The organism is Pseudarthrobacter sp. MOO13, assembly GCF_058267655.1.
This window is the reverse complement of sequence record NZ_CM177848.1, coordinates 563,501-580,620: the sequence shown is the minus strand read 5'-3', so window position 1 is coordinate 580,620 and position 17,120 is coordinate 563,501. Positions and strand designations below refer to the sequence as shown.

15 protein-coding genes are annotated in these 17,120 nt (G+C 66.6%); 3 read left to right on the top strand and 12 right to left on the bottom strand.

The features are described 5' to 3' along the window. Nucleotides 1-112: 112 nt before the first annotated feature. On the top strand, nt 113-1,135 hold the full coding sequence (locus AC4EEO_RS02615; RefSeq protein ID WP_491339799.1) for a LacI family DNA-binding transcriptional regulator: 1,023 nt from the start codon (nt 113-115) through the stop codon (nt 1,133-1,135). Between the two features lie 12 nt (nt 1,136-1,147). Here the strand turns inward: AC4EEO_RS02615 and AC4EEO_RS02610 are convergent, their stop codons facing one another. The 7 genes from AC4EEO_RS02610 to AC4EEO_RS02580 form a co-directional block, all read right to left on the bottom strand. Then, nucleotides 1,148-1,525 (bottom strand): DUF7793 family protein, encoded by a 378-nt coding sequence (locus AC4EEO_RS02610; protein WP_109045191.1) that lies wholly within the window; start codon nt 1,523-1,525, stop codon nt 1,148-1,150. Nucleotides 1,526-1,586: 61 nt separating this feature from the next. Next, entirely contained in the window at nt 1,587-2,243 is a 657-nt protein-coding gene (locus AC4EEO_RS02605) for a DUF1961 family protein (protein WP_243835309.1), read from the bottom strand. A gap of 15 nt (nt 2,244-2,258) precedes the next feature. Further along, the gene (locus tag AC4EEO_RS02600) at nt 2,259-2,969 is read right to left on the bottom strand and encodes a rhamnogalacturonan acetylesterase (RefSeq protein WP_018761790.1); all 711 of its coding nucleotides are present in this window, start codon (nt 2,967-2,969) and stop codon (nt 2,259-2,261) included. A gap of 23 nt (nt 2,970-2,992) precedes the next feature. Then, nucleotides 2,993-3,865: a carbohydrate ABC transporter permease gene (locus tag AC4EEO_RS02595; protein WP_018761791.1), complete on the bottom strand. Its 873-nt coding sequence runs from the start codon at nt 3,863-3,865 to the stop codon at nt 2,993-2,995. Between the two features lie 2 nt (nt 3,866-3,867). Then, the gene (locus AC4EEO_RS02590) at nt 3,868-4,839 is read right to left on the bottom strand and encodes an ABC transporter permease (protein ID WP_018761792.1); all 972 of its coding nucleotides are present in this window, start codon (nt 4,837-4,839) and stop codon (nt 3,868-3,870) included. Beyond that, nucleotides 4,840-6,369 carry an extracellular solute-binding protein gene (locus tag AC4EEO_RS02585; RefSeq protein ID WP_491330563.1) on the bottom strand — a complete coding sequence of 510 codons (1,530 nt, stop codon included), beginning with the start codon at nt 6,367-6,369 and terminating at the stop codon, nt 4,840-4,842. It lies immediately after the preceding gene. 106 nt (nt 6,370-6,475) lie between these two features. Beyond that, entirely contained in the window at nt 6,476-7,150 is a 675-nt protein-coding gene (locus tag AC4EEO_RS02580; RefSeq protein WP_109045188.1) for a YesL family protein, read from the bottom strand. A 240-nt stretch (nt 7,151-7,390) separates the two neighbouring features. Between AC4EEO_RS02580 and AC4EEO_RS02575 the strand changes: the two genes are divergently transcribed. After that, entirely contained in the window at nt 7,391-8,596 is a 1,206-nt protein-coding gene (locus tag AC4EEO_RS02575) for a Gfo/Idh/MocA family protein (RefSeq protein WP_018761795.1), read from the top strand. Further along, the gene (locus AC4EEO_RS02570; RefSeq protein ID WP_491339798.1) at nt 8,596-11,844 is read left to right on the top strand and encodes a family 78 glycoside hydrolase catalytic domain; all 3,249 of its coding nucleotides are present in this window, start codon (nt 8,596-8,598) and stop codon (nt 11,842-11,844) included. Before AC4EEO_RS02575 ends, AC4EEO_RS02570 begins: the two co-directional genes overlap by 1 nt. On the opposite strand, the gene AC4EEO_RS02565 is transcribed toward AC4EEO_RS02570, so the two are convergent. The 5 genes from AC4EEO_RS02565 to AC4EEO_RS02545 all read right to left on the bottom strand — a co-directional run bounded on the left by AC4EEO_RS02565 (nt 11,831) and on the right by AC4EEO_RS02545 (nt 16,986). Continuing rightward, nucleotides 11,831-13,006, bottom strand: a complete 1,176-nt coding sequence (locus AC4EEO_RS02565) for an MFS transporter (RefSeq protein ID WP_491340387.1) — start codon at nt 13,004-13,006, stop codon at nt 11,831-11,833. The genes AC4EEO_RS02570 and AC4EEO_RS02565 overlap by 14 nt on opposite strands. Nucleotides 13,007-13,131: 125 nt before the next feature. Continuing rightward, nucleotides 13,132-13,764 carry a Poxvirus protein I5 gene (locus AC4EEO_RS02560; protein WP_491339797.1) on the bottom strand — a complete coding sequence of 211 codons (633 nt, stop codon included), beginning with the start codon at nt 13,762-13,764 and terminating at the stop codon, nt 13,132-13,134. 18 nt (nt 13,765-13,782) lie between these two features. Then, nucleotides 13,783-14,700, bottom strand: a complete 918-nt coding sequence (locus AC4EEO_RS02555; RefSeq protein WP_109045184.1) for a carbohydrate ABC transporter permease — start codon at nt 14,698-14,700, stop codon at nt 13,783-13,785. Next, the gene (locus AC4EEO_RS02550) at nt 14,697-15,650 is read right to left on the bottom strand and encodes a carbohydrate ABC transporter permease (RefSeq protein WP_026264595.1); all 954 of its coding nucleotides are present in this window, start codon (nt 15,648-15,650) and stop codon (nt 14,697-14,699) included. Before AC4EEO_RS02550 ends, AC4EEO_RS02555 begins: the two co-directional genes overlap by 4 nt. 46 nt (nt 15,651-15,696) lie before the next feature. Then, the gene (locus AC4EEO_RS02545; protein WP_285319545.1) at nt 15,697-16,986 is read right to left on the bottom strand and encodes an ABC transporter substrate-binding protein; all 1,290 of its coding nucleotides are present in this window, start codon (nt 16,984-16,986) and stop codon (nt 15,697-15,699) included. Nucleotides 16,987-17,120: the final 134 nt, after the last annotated feature.

The following is a 17,120-nucleotide window of genomic DNA, read 5'->3' as shown; positions in this document are numbered from 1 at the left end:
ATTGTTACGATTCAAAGTACAGTTGAACCTGAGCAGGTGTCAAGCAATGGCAGAGAACTTTTGATCGTCCGCGCGGGACACCCGGCCGCGGACAGACCAGCACGGAGATTCGATGAACCGGACAGCAAGTATCAAGGACGTCGCCACCCACGCAAGCGTGGCCGTGGGAACGGTCTCGAACGTCCTGAACTACCCGGACCGGGTATCGGAGCGGACCAGGGAACGGGTCCTGCGGGCCATCGACGAGCTGGGCTTCGTCCGCAATGATGCCGCCCGCCAGCTCCGGGTTGGCCACAGCCGCACCATCGGCCTCATTGTCCTGGACGTGGGCAACCCCTTCTTCACCTCCGTGGTCCGCTCGGCCGAGGACGCCGCCGCCCTCCAGGGCAGCGCCGTGCTGCTCGGGGACAGCGGACACGACGCCGGCCGCGAAGCGAATTACATCGACCTCTTCCAGGAGCAGCGCGTTCAGGGCCTGCTGATTTCCCCGGTAGGCGATGTCACGGACCGGTTGGACCTCCTCCGCGAGCGCGGCGTCCCCACCGTCCTGGTGGACCGGCTGGCTGACGAATCCAAGTTCAGCTCCGTGGCAGTGGATGACGACGCAGGCGGTTACCTCGCAGCCCGGCACCTGCTGGACACCGGCCGCCGCCGGCTCGCCTTCGTGGGTGGCCCCACCTCCATCCGCCAGGTGGCGGACCGCCTCGAAGGCGCCCGCCGAGCCGTCAAGGAGGAACCGGACGCCACCTTGGAGGTGCTGGACTCGGAGGGCCAGACGGTCCTTGCCGGCCGAAGCGTGGGCGACATGCTGGTGCAGCGGGGCCGCGCGGAGCTGCCGGACGGAATTTTCTGCGCCAACGACCTCCTGGCCCTGGGCGTCATGCAGTCCCTCACCATGACGCACACCTTCCGCATCCCGGAGGATGTGGCATTGATTGGTTATGACGACATCGATTTTGCGGTTTCCGCCGTGGTCCCCCTGTCCTCCATCCGCCAGCCCACCGAGTTGCTGGGGCGGACGGCGATCGAGCTGTTGTCCGAAGAAGTGGAATCCCAAAACCCTGTCCACCGGGCGGTAGTGTTCACGCCCGAGCTGGTGATACGGCAGAGCACGGCCGCGCCGGCAGCCGGCTGATCCGCGGGTCCGCTACTTGTCCTGCTGCAGCAGCCATTTCATGGACTCGGACCGGGACGTGAAGAAGCGCGTGGGGCACGGCGGAATGTGGACGCCCAGGAAAAAGTTGGCGATGATCCGGTCCACCGGGCTTGCCCCGAGCAGGGCGATGCGGTTGGCCGCGCACGGGATGGAGAAGACCCCGCGGGCTTCCCGGCTGACAGACTCCGTGGTGGCCATGTCCACCAGCATGGGGTAGCTGCCGTCGCCGGCGATGTCGTTGACCGTGGCCATTGCTGCCTGCGCATCGTGGACTTCGATCCGTACCTTGGGCTCCCAGATGAGATGGAGAATGCCGTCCGGGCCCAGCTCCACCGTCCCCTTGCCGCCGTCGACCAATACGGGTTCCATGTCCCGCCTCCCTCCAGTGGGCAGATGTACGCCTCCTATCTTGCCTCAGTGCGGAAGCGACCTAAACCTTCTCCACCAGCAGGTTGCGGTAGGCGGCGCGCAGCGGTGCCATCTGGCGGAATCCGATCCGGCCGCCGCCCAACACTTTGTCCGACGGATCGTGCCACTGAAAGAGCCTCAACCCGTTGATGGCGAACTCCACCCGTGGCCCTTCTTTCACGACGTTGAGGCGGTAGAAGCCGGCGGCGTCTTCCGTGGGCGGCAGCGGATCCGCGCCTTGGGCCACCAGTTCGAAGCCGGCACTCTTTCGGAGGTTGCACGTGCGGAAGGCGCGCTCGGACTGGTGTTTGTGCCGGAAGTAGGAAACGTGCAGTACATCGATGTCCCCCGAGTGGTACTGCGGGTAGTACCCGGTCCGGGGCGCGAGCGAAGGGCTGAAAAGGTCCAGCCCGCCCTGTCCGGCGGCCGCGAAGAACAGCATGGCCAGGCCCGGTTCGGCGAGCGGCAGGAAGTCCCAGCTGATGCGGATGCCGTCCGGAAACTCCTCGGGGCACCAAAAGGTCCAGTGCGCATGGTCGCCGAACTCGCCGTCATCCAGGGTGCCGGACAGCTCCAGGGCGCCGTTATGGCTGCCGAGGCCCAAGGGCCCTTCCGCCACCCAGCCGGCGACATCGTCCGGGCCTGCCAGCGGGTTGCTGTAGAGGACGCCCGTTGCCAAGCCCGCGGCGTCCACCTAGCCCTGTCCCGACGTCGTACCCAATGCCGGCTCAAGGACTCCGTATCCCAGCCGGCCAAGCTGCCGGGCCACCTCCCCGGCCACCAGCATGGCACCCTGCTGCGAGAAGTGGGTGTTGTCCGCCAGGCCACCCGGCCAGCGGGCGTGCTCACCGGGCGCGAAGTGGCAGAAGAGGTTCCGCGATCTGTCGCGCCCCAGCCGCAGGTACAGGTCCCGGGTCCAGGCGTTCAGGTCCACCACCGGCACCCCCAGTTCCAGGCCGAGTTCGCGGACCACCTCGGGGTAGTCCTCCAGGCTTGCCTCCAGGACAGCGCCCGACGCCGGGCCGTCGCCCTGGTGCCTGGCGTCGAGGAAGTGCCGCCGCTCCACCGAGGTGCACAGGAGCGGCGCGGCGCCGGCCCCGTGCACCTCGTCCACCATGGTGCGCAGGTTGGCCGCGTATCCGGTTCGCGCGGCGAGGTGCTGCTTCTTCTGGTCGTTGTGGCCGAACTGGATGAGCACCGCGTCGCCGGGCCCGGCCTCGGCCAGCAGGTCCGCCCAGAGTCCCTCGTCGCGGAAGGATTCCGTGCTTGCCCCGCCTTTGGCGAAGTTGTGCACCGAGCCCCACCGGTAGGTATGCGGCGGAAGTTGCGCTCCCCAACCGCTCATCGGGAACTCTTGGGTGGGGCAGTCGGCAACCGTGGAGTCGCCGGCCAGCAGGATTTTCATGGTGTGCTTCCTCCAGTACGGGGTCAGCCCTTGACGGAGCCGATGAGCATGCCCTTGGCAAAGTGCTTTTGCAGGAACGGATAGAAGATCAGGATGGGCAGGGTGGCCACCACGATCACCGCAAACTTGATGCCCTGTTCCGGCGGGATGTAGTTGGGGTCCACGTTGCCGGTGCCCAGGAGGTCCGAGGCGGCGGTGACCTGCCGCAGGTACATCTGCAGCGTCCACTTGGAGTTGTCGCTCAGGTACAGCAACGGGGACATGAAGTCGTTCCAGATCCCCACGGCGTAAAAGAGCGCGAACGTTGCGAGCACCGGCTTGGACAGCGGCAGCAGGATCCGCCAGAGGATGCCGATCTCGGTGGCGCCGTCCATCTTGGCCGATTCCTCAAGCTCCGCAGGGAGTTCCTGGAAGAAGTTCTTGATGATGATCAGGCTGAAGGGGTTGATGGCCGCCGGCAGGATCAGGGCCCAGTAAGAGTTGAGCAGGCCCAGGTCCTTGACCAGCAGGAAGGTGGGGATCATGCCGCCGGAGAAGACCATGGCGAAGACCACCAGCGACAGGATGACGTTCCTGCCACGCAGGCTTTTCTTGGCCAGCGGGTAGGCCATGGTCACGGTGAAGGCCAGCTGGACCAGGGTGCCCACGGCGGTGACCAGGATGGTGGTGACCAGGGCGCGGGTGAACGCCGGGGTGGCGAAGATGTACTCGTAGGAGCCCAGGGTGAATTTCTCGGGCCAGACGAAGAATGCCCGGCGGGTGATCTCCGCTTCGGTGGCGAAGGACCCGGCGAAGACGTAGACGAACGGCAGCAGGGTGATGATGCCGATCAGGGCAAGGAACACATAGTTGACGGCGTCGAAAACCCGGCCGCCGCGGGTGTTGTGGATTTTCATGGCTAGAACAGTCCGCTCTGGTTGAATCGTTTGGCCAGCCAGTTGGTGCCGAAGATCAGCACGATGCCCACCAGGGATTTGAACAGGCCCACTGCCGTGGAGTAGCTGTAGGCGCCCTGGGTGATGCCCACGAAATAGACGTAGGTGTCAAAGACGTCCGCCACCTCGCGGTTGAGGGCGTTGGTCATCAGGTAGATCTGTTCGAAGCCGGTGTTGAGCATCTGCCCGATGGCCAGGATCAGCATCACGATGATGGTGGACCGGATCGCGGGAAGCGTGATGTGCCAGACCCGGCGGAACCGGCCGGCGCCGTCGATGATGGCGGCCTCGTACTGGTCCTGGTCCACCGTGGCCAGGGCGGCCAGGAAGATGATGGTGCCCCAGCCGGTGTTCTTCCAGATGTCCTGCAGCACGATCAGGGGCCGGAACCACGCGGGATCGGACAGGAAATCGATGTTCGTGCCCATGACGTTGTTCAGGAACTGGAACAGCGGGCCGATGTCCAGGGCGAACAGCAGGAAGCTCAGGGACGCCACGATGGTCCAGGACAGGAAGTGCGGGATGTACACCAGGGTCTGGACCGTGCGCTTGAGGACGGACAGGCGTACCTCATTGAGCAGCAGGGCCAGGACGATGGTCAGCGGGAACGCGATGCCCAGGTTCAGGAAAGCCAGGATCAGGGTGTTGCCCAACAGCCGGGGAAAATCCGGGTTGGCAAAGAAATCCGTGAAGTTCTGCACTCCCACCCAGGGGCTGCCGTTTACCCCCAGGAACGGGACGTAATCCTTGAACGCGATGGATACGCCATACATGGGGGCGTACCGGAACACCGCGAAGTACACCACGCCTGGCAGCAGCAGCAGGTACAACCACTTGTAGTGCGCGAAATGGACGGAAAACCTGCCGTTCTTCCGTTCCCGCACGGGCGGCCGGTTGGCCGCCCGTGCCTCAGCCTCGACAACGGGGGCTGCCATTTACTTGTTGTCCTGCCAGAGCTTGTTGATCTCTTCCTTAACCTTGTCGCCGCCGCTGGTGTTCCACAGCTTGATGGCGTCCTTGAGCCCCTGCTCATCGATCTGGCCCGCCAGGTACTTGATCCGGGCATCGGCCACGATGTTGTCCAGCTGGGCCCCCTTGGCCACATAGGTGGCGGAAACGTAAGGCGCTGCCGGGTTGTAGACGGCGCTCTTGAGGTCCTCCGCCATGACGTCGGTGCGCTTGTCGAAGACCTGCTGCTCGTAGTCGCTGGCCTGCTTGACCGGGTAGAACTGGTTGCCGGCAACGTTCATGCCCAGCTGGGCGTAGCTCTTGATGTCCGTGGTGACGGCCTTGCTGGCGTCCGTTTCCGGCTTGACCGGAGCGGCCTTGCCGTCCACCACCGTGAAGTTGACGCCCTCAATGCCGTTGTTCAGCAGGATGCCGGCATCCTTGCCGTTCAGGGTGTTCAGGAATTCCAGGACCTTGTCCAGTTCGGCTTCCGTCCGGACACTGGCTTTCGGGACGGCCAGGAAGCCGGAGTAGCCGTCGGTGGGGTGGGCGTGCAGCTTGCCGTCGGGGCCTTCGAGGTTGCCCACGAAGCCCACTTTGTTCTGGAAGTTGTTGGGATCTGCCTGCTTGAAGAGATTGATGAGGACGCTGACCCGGGAATCGACGTCCACGATGATGCCGCCCTTGCCGTTGAAGAATGGTTCATTCCATTTGGTGCTGTCGAACGTGGCGAAGTCGGGGTTGATGAGCTTCTCATCCACCATCTTCTTGATGAAGCGGTCCGCTTGGAGGAACTCGTCGGTCTCGAAGCTGGGTACCAGCTTTCCGTCCCGCTCGGTCCAGCGGTTGCCGGCCCCGAACCATTCCTCGATGACGTCGTAGGGGCTGTTGCTTCCCAGCGCGCCCCATTTGGGAATCGTGATGCCGTAGGTGTCATTCTTGCCGTTGCCGTCCGGGTCCTGCTCGGTGAACGCCTTGGCCACCTTGTAGAGGTCCTCCACGGTCTTGGGCGGCTGCAGGCCCAGCTTGTCCAGCCAGTCCTGCCGGAACATGACCGCGGTCCGCATCGGGGCGCGGCCGCGGAAGATGCCGTAGACCTTGCCGTTGACGCTGGCGTTCTGCTGGATGTCCGGGTAGGTGGTCTTGAGGTTGGGGTACTTGTCCAGCTTGCCGGTGAGGTCCCAGAAGGCACCGGCCTGGGCGTTCTTGACGAACCCGGGGCTCTTGCCCTGGATCACCATGACCTGCGGGATGTCCGATCCTGCCAAGGTGATGTTGGTCTTGTCCTCGTAGGAGGCGTTGGGAGCCCAGTTGATCTTTACCTGCTTGCCGGTGATCTCCTCCAGCTTCTTTTGCACTGCGCCGTCCGCGCCGGGCGGCTGCGCCTCGAGGAAGGGCGCCATGATGGACACCGAGGTGGGGTCGGCGGCCGGGGCGTCACCTCCGCTGCAGGCCGTGAGGGACAGGGCAGCGGCGGTGACGACGGCGGCGGCCAGGGAAAGTTTCCTGCGGATCATATTTTTCCTTTTCCACTTCATTGGGGTTCATTGGGCCTTAGGGCCAGTATTGATACGTTTCATTTAGAAGCCGGGCATGGCCTGGCCGCACCCGGGAGGAGGGCGGTCAGGCGGTGGAGGCTCCCTGCAGGGCGGCCCGGCCGTCCGGTTCCACTGCCAGCGCTTCGGCTACCGATTCGTCATTCGCGGTGAAGAAGCGGTCGCAGAGCCAGCCGGTCAGGAAGAGCCAGGCTCCGATGCTGAAGAACGGAATCAGGCCCGGGAGCGCCGCGCTGGCGTACGCCGCGGCGGCGGTGACGAACAGCAGGATGACGGTTCCCGCAAGATGCCGCACGGCAAAGCGCGACGACGTCAGCAAGTACTGCCGCAGCGGCAGTTCGTAGCGGGCATACAGGGGAAACACGTAGCACGCTGCGCCGGCCAGGAAGATTGCGGCAACAAAGATGCCTGCCGCCATGAGCTGCGCGAAGAGCCCGCGCCCCGCCGAAAAGTAGTTCCAGTTCAGGGCAAGAGCAACGGAGACGGCCATGACCGGCAGTGCAAGGATGTTCGCGCGGCCAAAATTCCTGGTGTATCCGGCAGCAAATCCGCGCACCAGCGGAGCCGCCTCCCCCCGGGCCCGCTTGCGCACCAGGATCTGCGCCGCGGCCGTGGCCGGCCCGGCACCAAGGATGCCGCCACCCATCAGGGTGAACACGATCCACAGCAGGTTCAGGCCCGCAATCCATGCGAGCGTGTCAAAGAATGAATAGGCACGCGCACTGAAGGTCCCGGACAGCATGGCTGGGCTCCCTTCTGTTCTCCATCGTTGCAGAGGCGAAGCGGAAAGTGTCCCGCATCACGCTGGTAATCGGTTTCTCGAAAATCTAGACCCGCACCGGCATCTCGGTCAAGTGAATTTTTGAATCGTTACATAGCTGGACTGGCAATGCCTCCATGCCGCACACTGAACGGTGGAAAGCGCTTGCTGACAGATGGCGGGCGCTACAGGCTGGTGCCCGGACGGGCAGGACGGAGAACCATGGGAACGGCAACGGAAGCGGCCGGCAAGGGCGCCGGAACCGCCCCGGGGACTGCGGCGCGGGTGGCACTGGTGGGCGTGCACGGCTTTGGCACCCATCACCTCCGGAACCTTGAACGCCTGCAGGCGGCAGGCGCCGTCGAGCTGGTGGCGGTTGCCGATCCGCAGCCGCCCGCCCCAGGTGCCGTGCCGCCGTCGGCCGCCATCCACCCCGGGCTCGACGAGCTCCTCCAGGCCGCCGGGGACCTCGACCTGGTCATCGTGGCCACCCCCATCCAAACGCACGCCCCGCTGGCCCTGGCTGCCCTTGCCACGGACGCGGAGCTGTACTTGGAAAAACCCCCCGTCGCGTCCCTTGCCGATTTCAACCGGCTGTGTGCCGCGGCGGAGGATTCCGGGCGCGGTGTCCAGATCGGGTTCCAAAGCCTCGGTTCGCACGCCCTGCGGGCCATCGAGGAACTGCTCGCGGCCGGCACCATCGGCACCTTGGAGGGCATCTCGGCCACCGGCCGCTGGGTCCGGGACCGGGCCTACTACAAACGCTCGCGCTGGGCCGGGAAACGCAGCATCAACGGCGTGGACGTGGTGGACGGCGTCGCCACCAATCCGTTGGCGCATGCCGTGGCAACCGCCCTCCGGATTGCCGGGGCGCGCACCACCGCTGACATCGCATCCGTGGAGACCGAGCTGTACCGGGCCAACGACATCGAATCGGATGACACCTCCGTGATCCGGATCCGCACCACTCCAGGCCTGCCCATCACCTGCGCGCTGACCATCTGCGCGTCCGAATCCGTTGAGCCCTGCGTGACCCTGCAGGGCTCGGCCGGCACCGCCGTGTTCCACTACACCGAGGACCGGCTCAGCATTGAAACCGCAGCCGGGCGCAGCGAAAAGACGTATGGCCGCGATGACCTCACCGAGAACCTGCTGGCCCACCGCGCCACCGGCGTTCCGCTCACCAGCAGCCTGCTGGACAGCGGAGCCTTCATGCTGGTGCTGGAAGCGGTCCGGACGGCGCCGCTGCCCTCCCCCATCGATCCCGCCCACGTCCGGTGGGAGGGCGACGGCGACTCAGCCCACGCCGTCGTAACAGGTATTGAGGCCGCGCTGGAACGTGCGGGCCGGGAGCACGCCACCTTCAGCGAGCTGGGACTCCCCTGGGCCGTGTCCGCCCCGGCCACCTTTGATATTCCGGCTTCCTGATGGGCGGCCAGTTCCGCGACGCCGGTCACCTGCACGCAGCCAACCTGCTGACGGACGGGCTTTCCGCCTGCCTGGCTGCTTCGCCGGCCCCCGCGTTCAGCTGGCAGCTGGCCCAGGGCGACGGCGACGATCCCGCCCTGGCACAGCAGACCGGCTACGAGGTTGAGGTCCGGGACACCCGGGGCGCGCTGGTGTGGGGCTCGGGTCCGGTACCTTCCGCATCCCAGCGCGGCGTGCCCTATGGCGGCCCCGCCCTGGCGGACGACTCGGACTTCGCCTGGCGCGTGCGCATCCATGATGCTGCCGGCAGGGCGGGCTCCTGGTCTTCCCCGCACCCCTTCAGCACCGGCCTGACGGACGCGTCCTGGCAAGCCGGCTGGATCAGCCGGGCCCCGGGCGGGCGCGCCCCGCTGGAAATCCACAACCGCGCCCTGCGGGTGGCAGGCTCGCCGTTCCTGCCTCTGCCGTGCCCCGCCGTCCGCAGCGTCCGGATCCAGGCCCGGCTCCGGCCCGTCATGGGCAAAGCCGGCATGATCCTGCGGAGCAGCGGACCCGGGACGGGCGTGCTGCTCGAACTTGGCCCGGCCGGAGAACTGGTACTCCGCCGCACTCCGGACTGGGAAATCCCCTCCCCCGCCCCGGATTCCGAGGTCCTGGGAACCGCCGCACCGGCAGGAGACCGGCAACCTGGCCCCGGATCGTGGCAGGACCTGGATATCAGCGACGACGGGCTGACCATCCGGGTGTCGCTGGGCGGAACGGAACTGCTGGTGGTTGACGTACCGGCATCCGCGGACAGCGGCGAAAGGGCCGCCCTGCACCAGGGACCCCGGAGCCAGGCGGAGTACGCGCGGCTCAAAATCACCGGGGAGGTTCCCGGCCGTTCCGGAACCATCCTGCTGGACCACCGTTTTGACACCGCCGAGGACGACGCGCTTGCGTCCTTGGCACAATGGGACCGCACCACCGGACACCGGCAGCCCGACGATTGGACCCTGTTCCGGGGCACCATGGCGCTGGACGGGACGGTCCGGCGGGCCAGGCTCTTCGTGGCGGCACACCACCACGCGCAGGTTTCGGTGGCCGGAACGCCCTGCCTCGGCACCACCTCGTTCGGCTACCCCGGCGAGGGGTATTTCGATGCCGCCGACGTCACCGGGGTCCTGGCGGCACATCCGGCCGGTACGCCCGTGCCGGTGACGGCCCTCCTCCACTGGTACGGTCCGGGCCAGGGCCGCGCCGCAGGTGTTCCCGGCCTGTTGGTCAGGCTGAGTGTTGATTACGACGACGGACGGCGCGGCGTCCTTGTCTCGGGCCCTGGCTGGCGTGCCGGCGAGGCCCCGTACCGCCAGTCGGGCTACCGCAATGACGAGGGCGACCCCGTGGAGCACCTGGATGGCGAGGCCGCAGCGTCCCTGGACATCACCGAAGACCTTCCTGCCGCCATCAGCGCCGGCCGGCACCCGACGTCGGACTTTCCCCGGTTGCACGCCCGCCGGACGTTCCTGGGCGGGGAGTTCGTGGCACCGCGGCAGTTCCTTGCCGCGAAGGACGGCACCCTGGTGGCGGACTTCGGGCGCGTCATCCCGGCCCGGCCCGAGGTGGACTTCCTGGCCGGCGTCCCGGGGCGCACGGTCATGCTCCGGGCCGGCTACGTCCTGCGCCCGGACGGCAGGGTGGATGCCGGAAAGACCCCCAGCCAGAACACGGACATGTCCTTCCCCTACACCCAAACCGCCGGGCCACAGCAGTTCCGGGCCTCCGTCCACCTCGGCTTCCGCTACCTGGAACTGCCGGGCGTGGAGGCGGCGGACGTGTCACGCGTCGGCGCCACCACGGTCTACGGCAGCCACCCCGGCGAGGGCAGCTTCACCAGTTCCGACCCCGTCCTGGACGAGGTCGTCGGGCTGCTGCGCGATTCTGCGCTCTACGGTGTCCAGGAGCAGTTCGTGGACACTCCCACCCGGGAAAAAGGCCAGTTCCTGGCCGACGCCGCCAACATTTCCTACGCCACCATGGCGTTCTTCGGCGAACACGCCTACACGGCGCAGGCACTGCGCGAATTCGCCTGGTCAGCCCGCCGCTACTGGAACACCGGGGCGGACAAGGGCCGGTACAACGCCGTCTATCCCAACGGCGACGGCAAGCGCGACATCCCCGATTTCTCCCTGATGCTGCCGGAGTGGGCGGAGGAGTACCACCTGCGCTCCGGAGACGCCGGCCTGGTCCGCGAACTGCTCCCCCACCTGTGCGACACGGCCGACTACGCCATGCGCTGCATTCCGGCGGAAGGCCCGACGGCGGGACTGGTCACCAGGCTGGGCGGCGGCTCGGGCCCCTACCTGCACGGCATCGTGGACTGGCCCGCACCCGGCCGGTTCGGCTACGACATGGAGTGCGCGGCCAAGACCACCGTCAACACCCAGGCCTATTCGGCTCTGGTGTCAACGGCACGGCTCTGCAACCTGGCCGGCCAGGAAGACGCCGCCGTCCGCTACGCCACGGCAGCCCGTGCGCTGGCCGCCGCCATCCGCGGCCGGCTGCGCGTTGGCGGGGTCATGGTGGACGGACTCCACGGGGACGGGACACCCAGTGCCCACGCCTCCCAGCACGCCACGTCCTTCCCGCTCTCACTGGGCATCACGGACCCCGGCCACGCGGACGCTGACGCCGACCGGATCGCCGGAATGGGCATGCGGCAAGGCCCCATGACGGTGCACCGGCTGGTCCGTGCCCTGCTGCGCCAGGGCCGCGTGGACGCCGTCCTGGACCTCCTCACCGCCAAAGACCAGCCCGGCTGGGCACGGCTCCTGGACCGCGGAGCCACCTTCACCTGGGAAGCCTGGGACCTGGCCGAGGGGACCGACTACAGCCAGTCGCACGCCTGGTCCGCGTCCGTGCTAAAGGAGATCCTCGAGCACCTGCTCGGCATCCGGTACGCCGTCCCCGGCGGCACCGCGGTGGTGATCGAACCGCCGCTGTGCCGCTTGGAGCACGCCCGCGGCAGTATCCCGGTGGACAACGGATACGTACAGGCGAGCTGGCGCAGGCGCGGTGGTTCGGTGGAGCTGGAGTGCACGGTTCCACCGGGCACCACTGCCACCGTGAGGCTGCCCGCCGGCACCTACGGGGTCAAAGGGCCCTCCGCGGATGCCGTCGTCGTACCTTCCGCCCCGTTGGGCACCGCGGACGGCGCCGCCAGGGAATTCCGCGTGCACACCGGCACCTGGACGTTTACGCCCCGGTAGTTTGCACTGGAGGCCGGGCGCGCCGCCCGTGCCGCCAGAGCAGGAGGCCGATGACCATGGCGGACAGCATGCCCAGGCAGCCGGTGGCCACCAGGCCCGCCCGGACTCCGAACTGCTCGGTCAGCCAACCGGCCAGGAGGCCACCGAGCGCATGTCCGCCGAGCAGGAGGGGCAGGTACAGGGCCATGACCCGGCCGCGGATGGCGGGCCCGGCCTCGAGCTGGACGGCGGTGGCGGCGCTAGTGAGGAACAGCAGCGTCATCATGCCCACCACCACCAGCATGGCGATGAAAAGGCCCACGGTGGGCATGAGCGCCGCCAGCAGCTGGGACAGGCCGAAAAGGCCGGCCGAAGCCACAATGCCTTTCCGGCCCATGGTGCCAAGCCGGGCGGCCAGGAGCGCCCCGGCCAGGGCGCCGACGGCGCTGACGGTGTTGAACAGGCCGAAGCCTTCCACGCCGTTGTGCCACACCCGTTCGGCGAACGCCGCCAGGACCACCGGCCCGTTCATCCCGAAGGCGCCCAGCAGGCCGGCGAGGAGGATAAGGAGGAGCAGCCGTGGCCGTTCGCGGACATAGTGGAGGCCGGCAAGCACCTGGCCCCGGCCGCGTCCGGCGCGCGGGCCCGGATGCAGCTCGTTGGTCCGAATGGCCGTGATCAGGCCCAGGACACCCATGCCGATCAGCGCGTTGGCGGCAAAGGCCGCCGCCGGTCCGGCCTGGGCGATGAGCAGCCCGCCCAACGCCGGGCCGGCCATGCCGCCCAGTTGGGACAGCGCATTGTTCAGTCCGATGGCCGGCCGCAGCGCGGCGTCTCCCACCACTTCATTGACGAACACCTGCCTGGTGGGCTGGTCCACCGCCGCAATGATGCCCAAGGCGACGCAGCTGGCGTACACCACCCATACCGTCAGGGTGCCGCTCGCGGCCCACGCCGCGAGGCCAATGCCCAGCAGCACGATGACGGACTGGCATACCATCATGATCCGGCGCTTGGGAAAGAGGTCCACTACCAGCCCGGCCAGCGGGCCCACCACCAGCATGGGCAGGAACTGCAGGGCGACGGCGGCGCCCACCGCTGCGGGGCTTCCGGTCAGCTGCAGCACCAGCCAGTCCTGGGCCAGGCGCTGCATCCACACCCCCAGGCTGCCGGCCAGCTGCATGCCCAGGAACAGCCGGTAGTTGTGCTGCCTCAGCGGGTGGTACCACCGGGGTTGGCCGGGCCCGGGGCGGCCGCGTTGATCGGTTCGGGCGCGTTGATCGGTTCGGGCGCGGCGCAACGGCACAGCTAGCGTCGGGGCCGGCCGGACCGCAGTTTTACTGCCGCCGCGGCGAGGATGAGGGCGCCGGGGACCACCACGAAGAGCGCCGCGAGCATCCAGACGAACACCACGGCGCAGAACAGCGCGGCCGCGAGCAGCAGCGAACCGGTCCAGTCGCGCAGGGTCATTGCCTGCCCGGCATGGAGGGCCGTGCGCCAGGAGTCCCCTGCGGTGGCGCCTTGGCCGGTTGCGTCGGTCCAGGCCGAGGCGGTGCGGAGCAGCACGATCGCCGCTCCGGCCGCCAGGAGCAGGGTGGCTGGCAGCACCACTCCACGGCCCGGCAGTTGCCCCACCCAGGCGAGCAGGAGGTTGAGGACAATGACGACGGCGGCTGCCGCCGTCGTCAGGCCCAGCTTCCAGCTGCCGGGCAGGGCCGCCCTGAAGAGGCGCCAGAGTCCGCGGACCGAATCATCCCGGCCGGCCAGGTGCCGTTCCAGGTGGGCGATGCCGGCCGCGTAGGCGGCCGGGAGGGTTACCAGCGGGACGGACAGCACCAGCACCAGCAGGCCTGCCAGGAGGGTTTCGGAGAACAGGGCAAACCGGTTCACCGGGATGGGCTCGTGGCCGGAAACTGGGGTGGTGCTGTCCATGGCGCTCATTTTTCTCTCCGTTGACCGTTAGCCCTTGAGGCCCTGGGTGGAAACGCCCTCGACGATGTACCGCTGGAAGATCAGGAAGAAGATCAGCACGGGGAGCAGGGCCAGGACGGACATGGCGATCATGGCGCCGTAGTCCGAGGACTGGGTTTGGTCCACAAAGAGGCGCAGGGCCAGGGGCAACGGGTACTTGTCGGGGGTGTTCAGGTAGAGCAGCGGGCCCAGGAAGTCGTTCCAGCTCCAGATGAAGGAGAAGATCGAGGTGGAGATCAGGGCCGGTTTCATCAGGGGCAGCATGATGGAGGTGAAGATCCGGACGTGCCCTGCGCCGTCGATGCGGGCTGCTTCGTCGAGTTCGGCGGGCAGGTTGCGCATGAACTGCACCATGAGGAACACGAAGAACGCGTCTCCTGCGAGGAACTTGCCGATGAGCAGGGGGACGTAGGTGTCCACCAGTCCGAGCTGCTGGAAGATGATGTACTGCGGGATGATCACCACGTGGAACGGCAGCAGCAAGGTGGCGATCATCATGCCGAAGAACACGCTGCGGCCGGGGAATTTGATCCGGGCGAAGGCGTAGGCGGACACGCTCGCGGAGAGGATGGTGCCGACGACGGCGCCGATGGCCAGGATCAGCGAGTTGGTGAAGAACTGCAGGGTGGAGACCCCGCCGATGCCGTCCATCGCGGTGGCGAAGTTGTCAAAGCTGAAGTTGCTGGACCACAGCGAGGTGTTCTGGCCGCCGATTTCCGAGTTGGGTTTGAACGCGGAGGCGATCATCCACAGGGCGGGGTAGAGCACCACGCAGGTCAGCAGGAGCGCTGCGGCGTGGAAGATGGTGCTCTTGGCGCGTTTGGCGGTGGTGGATTCGGACTTCGGGTTGTAGGCCGGGGCTGTGGCGCCCGGGGCCGGCTGGACGGGGGTTGCCGTGGTTGTCATTTTGCATCACCGCTGTAGTGGACCCAGGACTTGGAGGTGCGGAAGAAGATCAGCGTGATGATGCCGACCACGATCACCAGCAGCCAGGCCATGGCCGAGGCGTAGCCCATCCGGAAGTCGCTGAAGCCGCGCAGGTAAAGGTAGAGGGTGTAGAAGAGGGTGGAGCCGGCGGGGCCGCCGTCACCGTTGGAGATGATGTAGGCCGACGCGAAGATCTGGAACGCGTGGATGGTTTCCATCAGGAGGTTGAAGAAGATCACCGGAGAGAGCATGGGCCAGGTGATGTTGAAGAACTTCCGCACCGGACCGGCACCGTCCATCGATGCCGCCTCGTAGAGTTCGCCCGGGATCTGTTTCAGGCCGGCCAGGAAGATCACCATCGGGGCGCCGAACTGCCAAACGGTCAGCAGGATCATCATGGGCATGGTCATGGACGGATTTCCCACCCAGCCGCCGATGTTGATCCCGAAGAAGGACAGGCCCTGGTCCACCGGCCCGGAATCGCCGAACATGGCCTTCCAGACGATCGCGATGGACACCGAGGCCCCGATCAGGGACGGGGCGTAGAACGCCGACCGGTAGAAGCCCTGGCCGCGGCGCTTGCTGTTCAGCAGCATCGCCACCGCCAGGGCCGCGGCGAGCTTGAGCGGGGTGCCGAAGACCACGTAGGACAGGGTCACGCCCACGGACTGCAGGAAGCGCTCGTCCTGGAAGAGGGTGGCGTAGTTGTCGAAGCCGATCCACTTGGGCGGCTCGAACAGGTTGTAGTTGGTGAACGAGAGGTACAGGGAGGAGATCATCGGCCCGACCGTCAGGGCGATGAAACCCAGCAGCCAGGGCAGCAGGAAGGTGTAACCGGCGCGGGCATCCGCCCCGCGCTGCCGCGACTTGCGCGGCAACGCGGTACCGGAGTGCCCCTGGCGCCTGCTCAGGGTTGGGCTTTGAGTCACGAGTTCAATCCGTCAGTCGTGAACACTCGATCAGGCACTGGCCGGATCAGGCGTTCTGCTTGATGAGGTCTTCGGCTTCCTTGAACCACGCGTCGACGGCACCGTCAACGGTGAGCTTGCCGTAGTTGAGGTCGGAGGCAATCCGGCCGAACGATGCTTCCAGCGTGCCGAACCCGACGATCGGCGGCTCGGGTGCGTCCTTGAGGTACTGCTCGATGGACTTCTCGTAATCCACCACCAGCTTGTCGGCGCCATCGAACGTGGTGCCGTCGCGCTGGGTCTTGGAGGCCGGAACGCCGCGGGAGGTCTTGAAGATCTGGCCCACCTCGGGATCGTTGACCATGAAATCGATGAAGCGTGCCGCCGCGTCCTTGAACTTGGTCTTGGCGCTGGCCACCATCAGCATGGACGGCTTCAGGAACAGGCCCAGGTTGTTCGGGTCATCCGAGGGCACCGGTACCAGCTTGAGTTGCTTGGCGCCGCTGTCAGCCAGGTATCCGGCCATGAAGTTGTCCCAGGTGACCTCGGCGGCACTGACGTTGGAGCCAAACGGGGACTTGGGCTTGAGCTGGGTTACCCTGTCTTCCGGCACGAGGGCCTGGGTTCCGCGCAGCTTCGAGTTGAGGTTCCACCAGGTCTTCAGGTCGTCCTTGCTGAATCCCAGCTTCCCGTCGCTGGTGAAGGCCTGGATGTTCTTCTGGCGGAGCCAGATGTTGAACTGCCACCAGACACCGGTGAAGTCCGTGGAGCCGAAGAGTGTGCCGTTGCCCTTGTCCCCAACTTCCTTCAGGAACGACTGGAATTCGGACCAGGTCCATTTGCCGGTGGGTTCGGCGATGCCCAGGGAGGCCAGCTTGGCAGGATCGTAGTAGACCGCGAAGGCGTTGGTGCTGGTGGGGATGCCGTAGGTCTTGCCCTTGATCTGGCCGGACGGCAGGAGTGATTTCTCGAACGCGGAGGTATCGATCTTCACCGTGCCCAGGTCCAGGAGCTGGTTGCGCTGGCCGTAATCGCGCAGGTAGGACAGGTCCCACTGCATCACGTCGGGCAGGCCGCCGCCGGCCGCTTCGGTGGCACGCTTCTGCCAGTAGCCCGCGAAATCCGTGAAGTTGCCGTTGACCTTGATGTCCGGGTTCTTTGACTCGAACAGGGCGATGGCTTTGCGGGTCCGCTCGGCGCGGTCGTCGTTGCCCCACCAGGTGTAGTTGATGGTCACGGGTTTTTCAGCGGATCCGGTCTGGCCGGATGAGCTGCCTCCGTTCCCGCAGGCTGCCAGGGCTGCGGCAGATGCGGTGCCGATGGCCACGGTTGTGAGGAAATGCCTTCTGTTGATCACGGGAGCCTCCTTGCTCTTTGGGTGCCTGCCTTGGCTCGGTCTACAACGTAAGTAGTGAGCTGGCTAACATGGCGTCTGAAACGATACAATAGCTGCATTCGGATTAATGGGCAAGCGTTTTCCAAGCCGCCAGG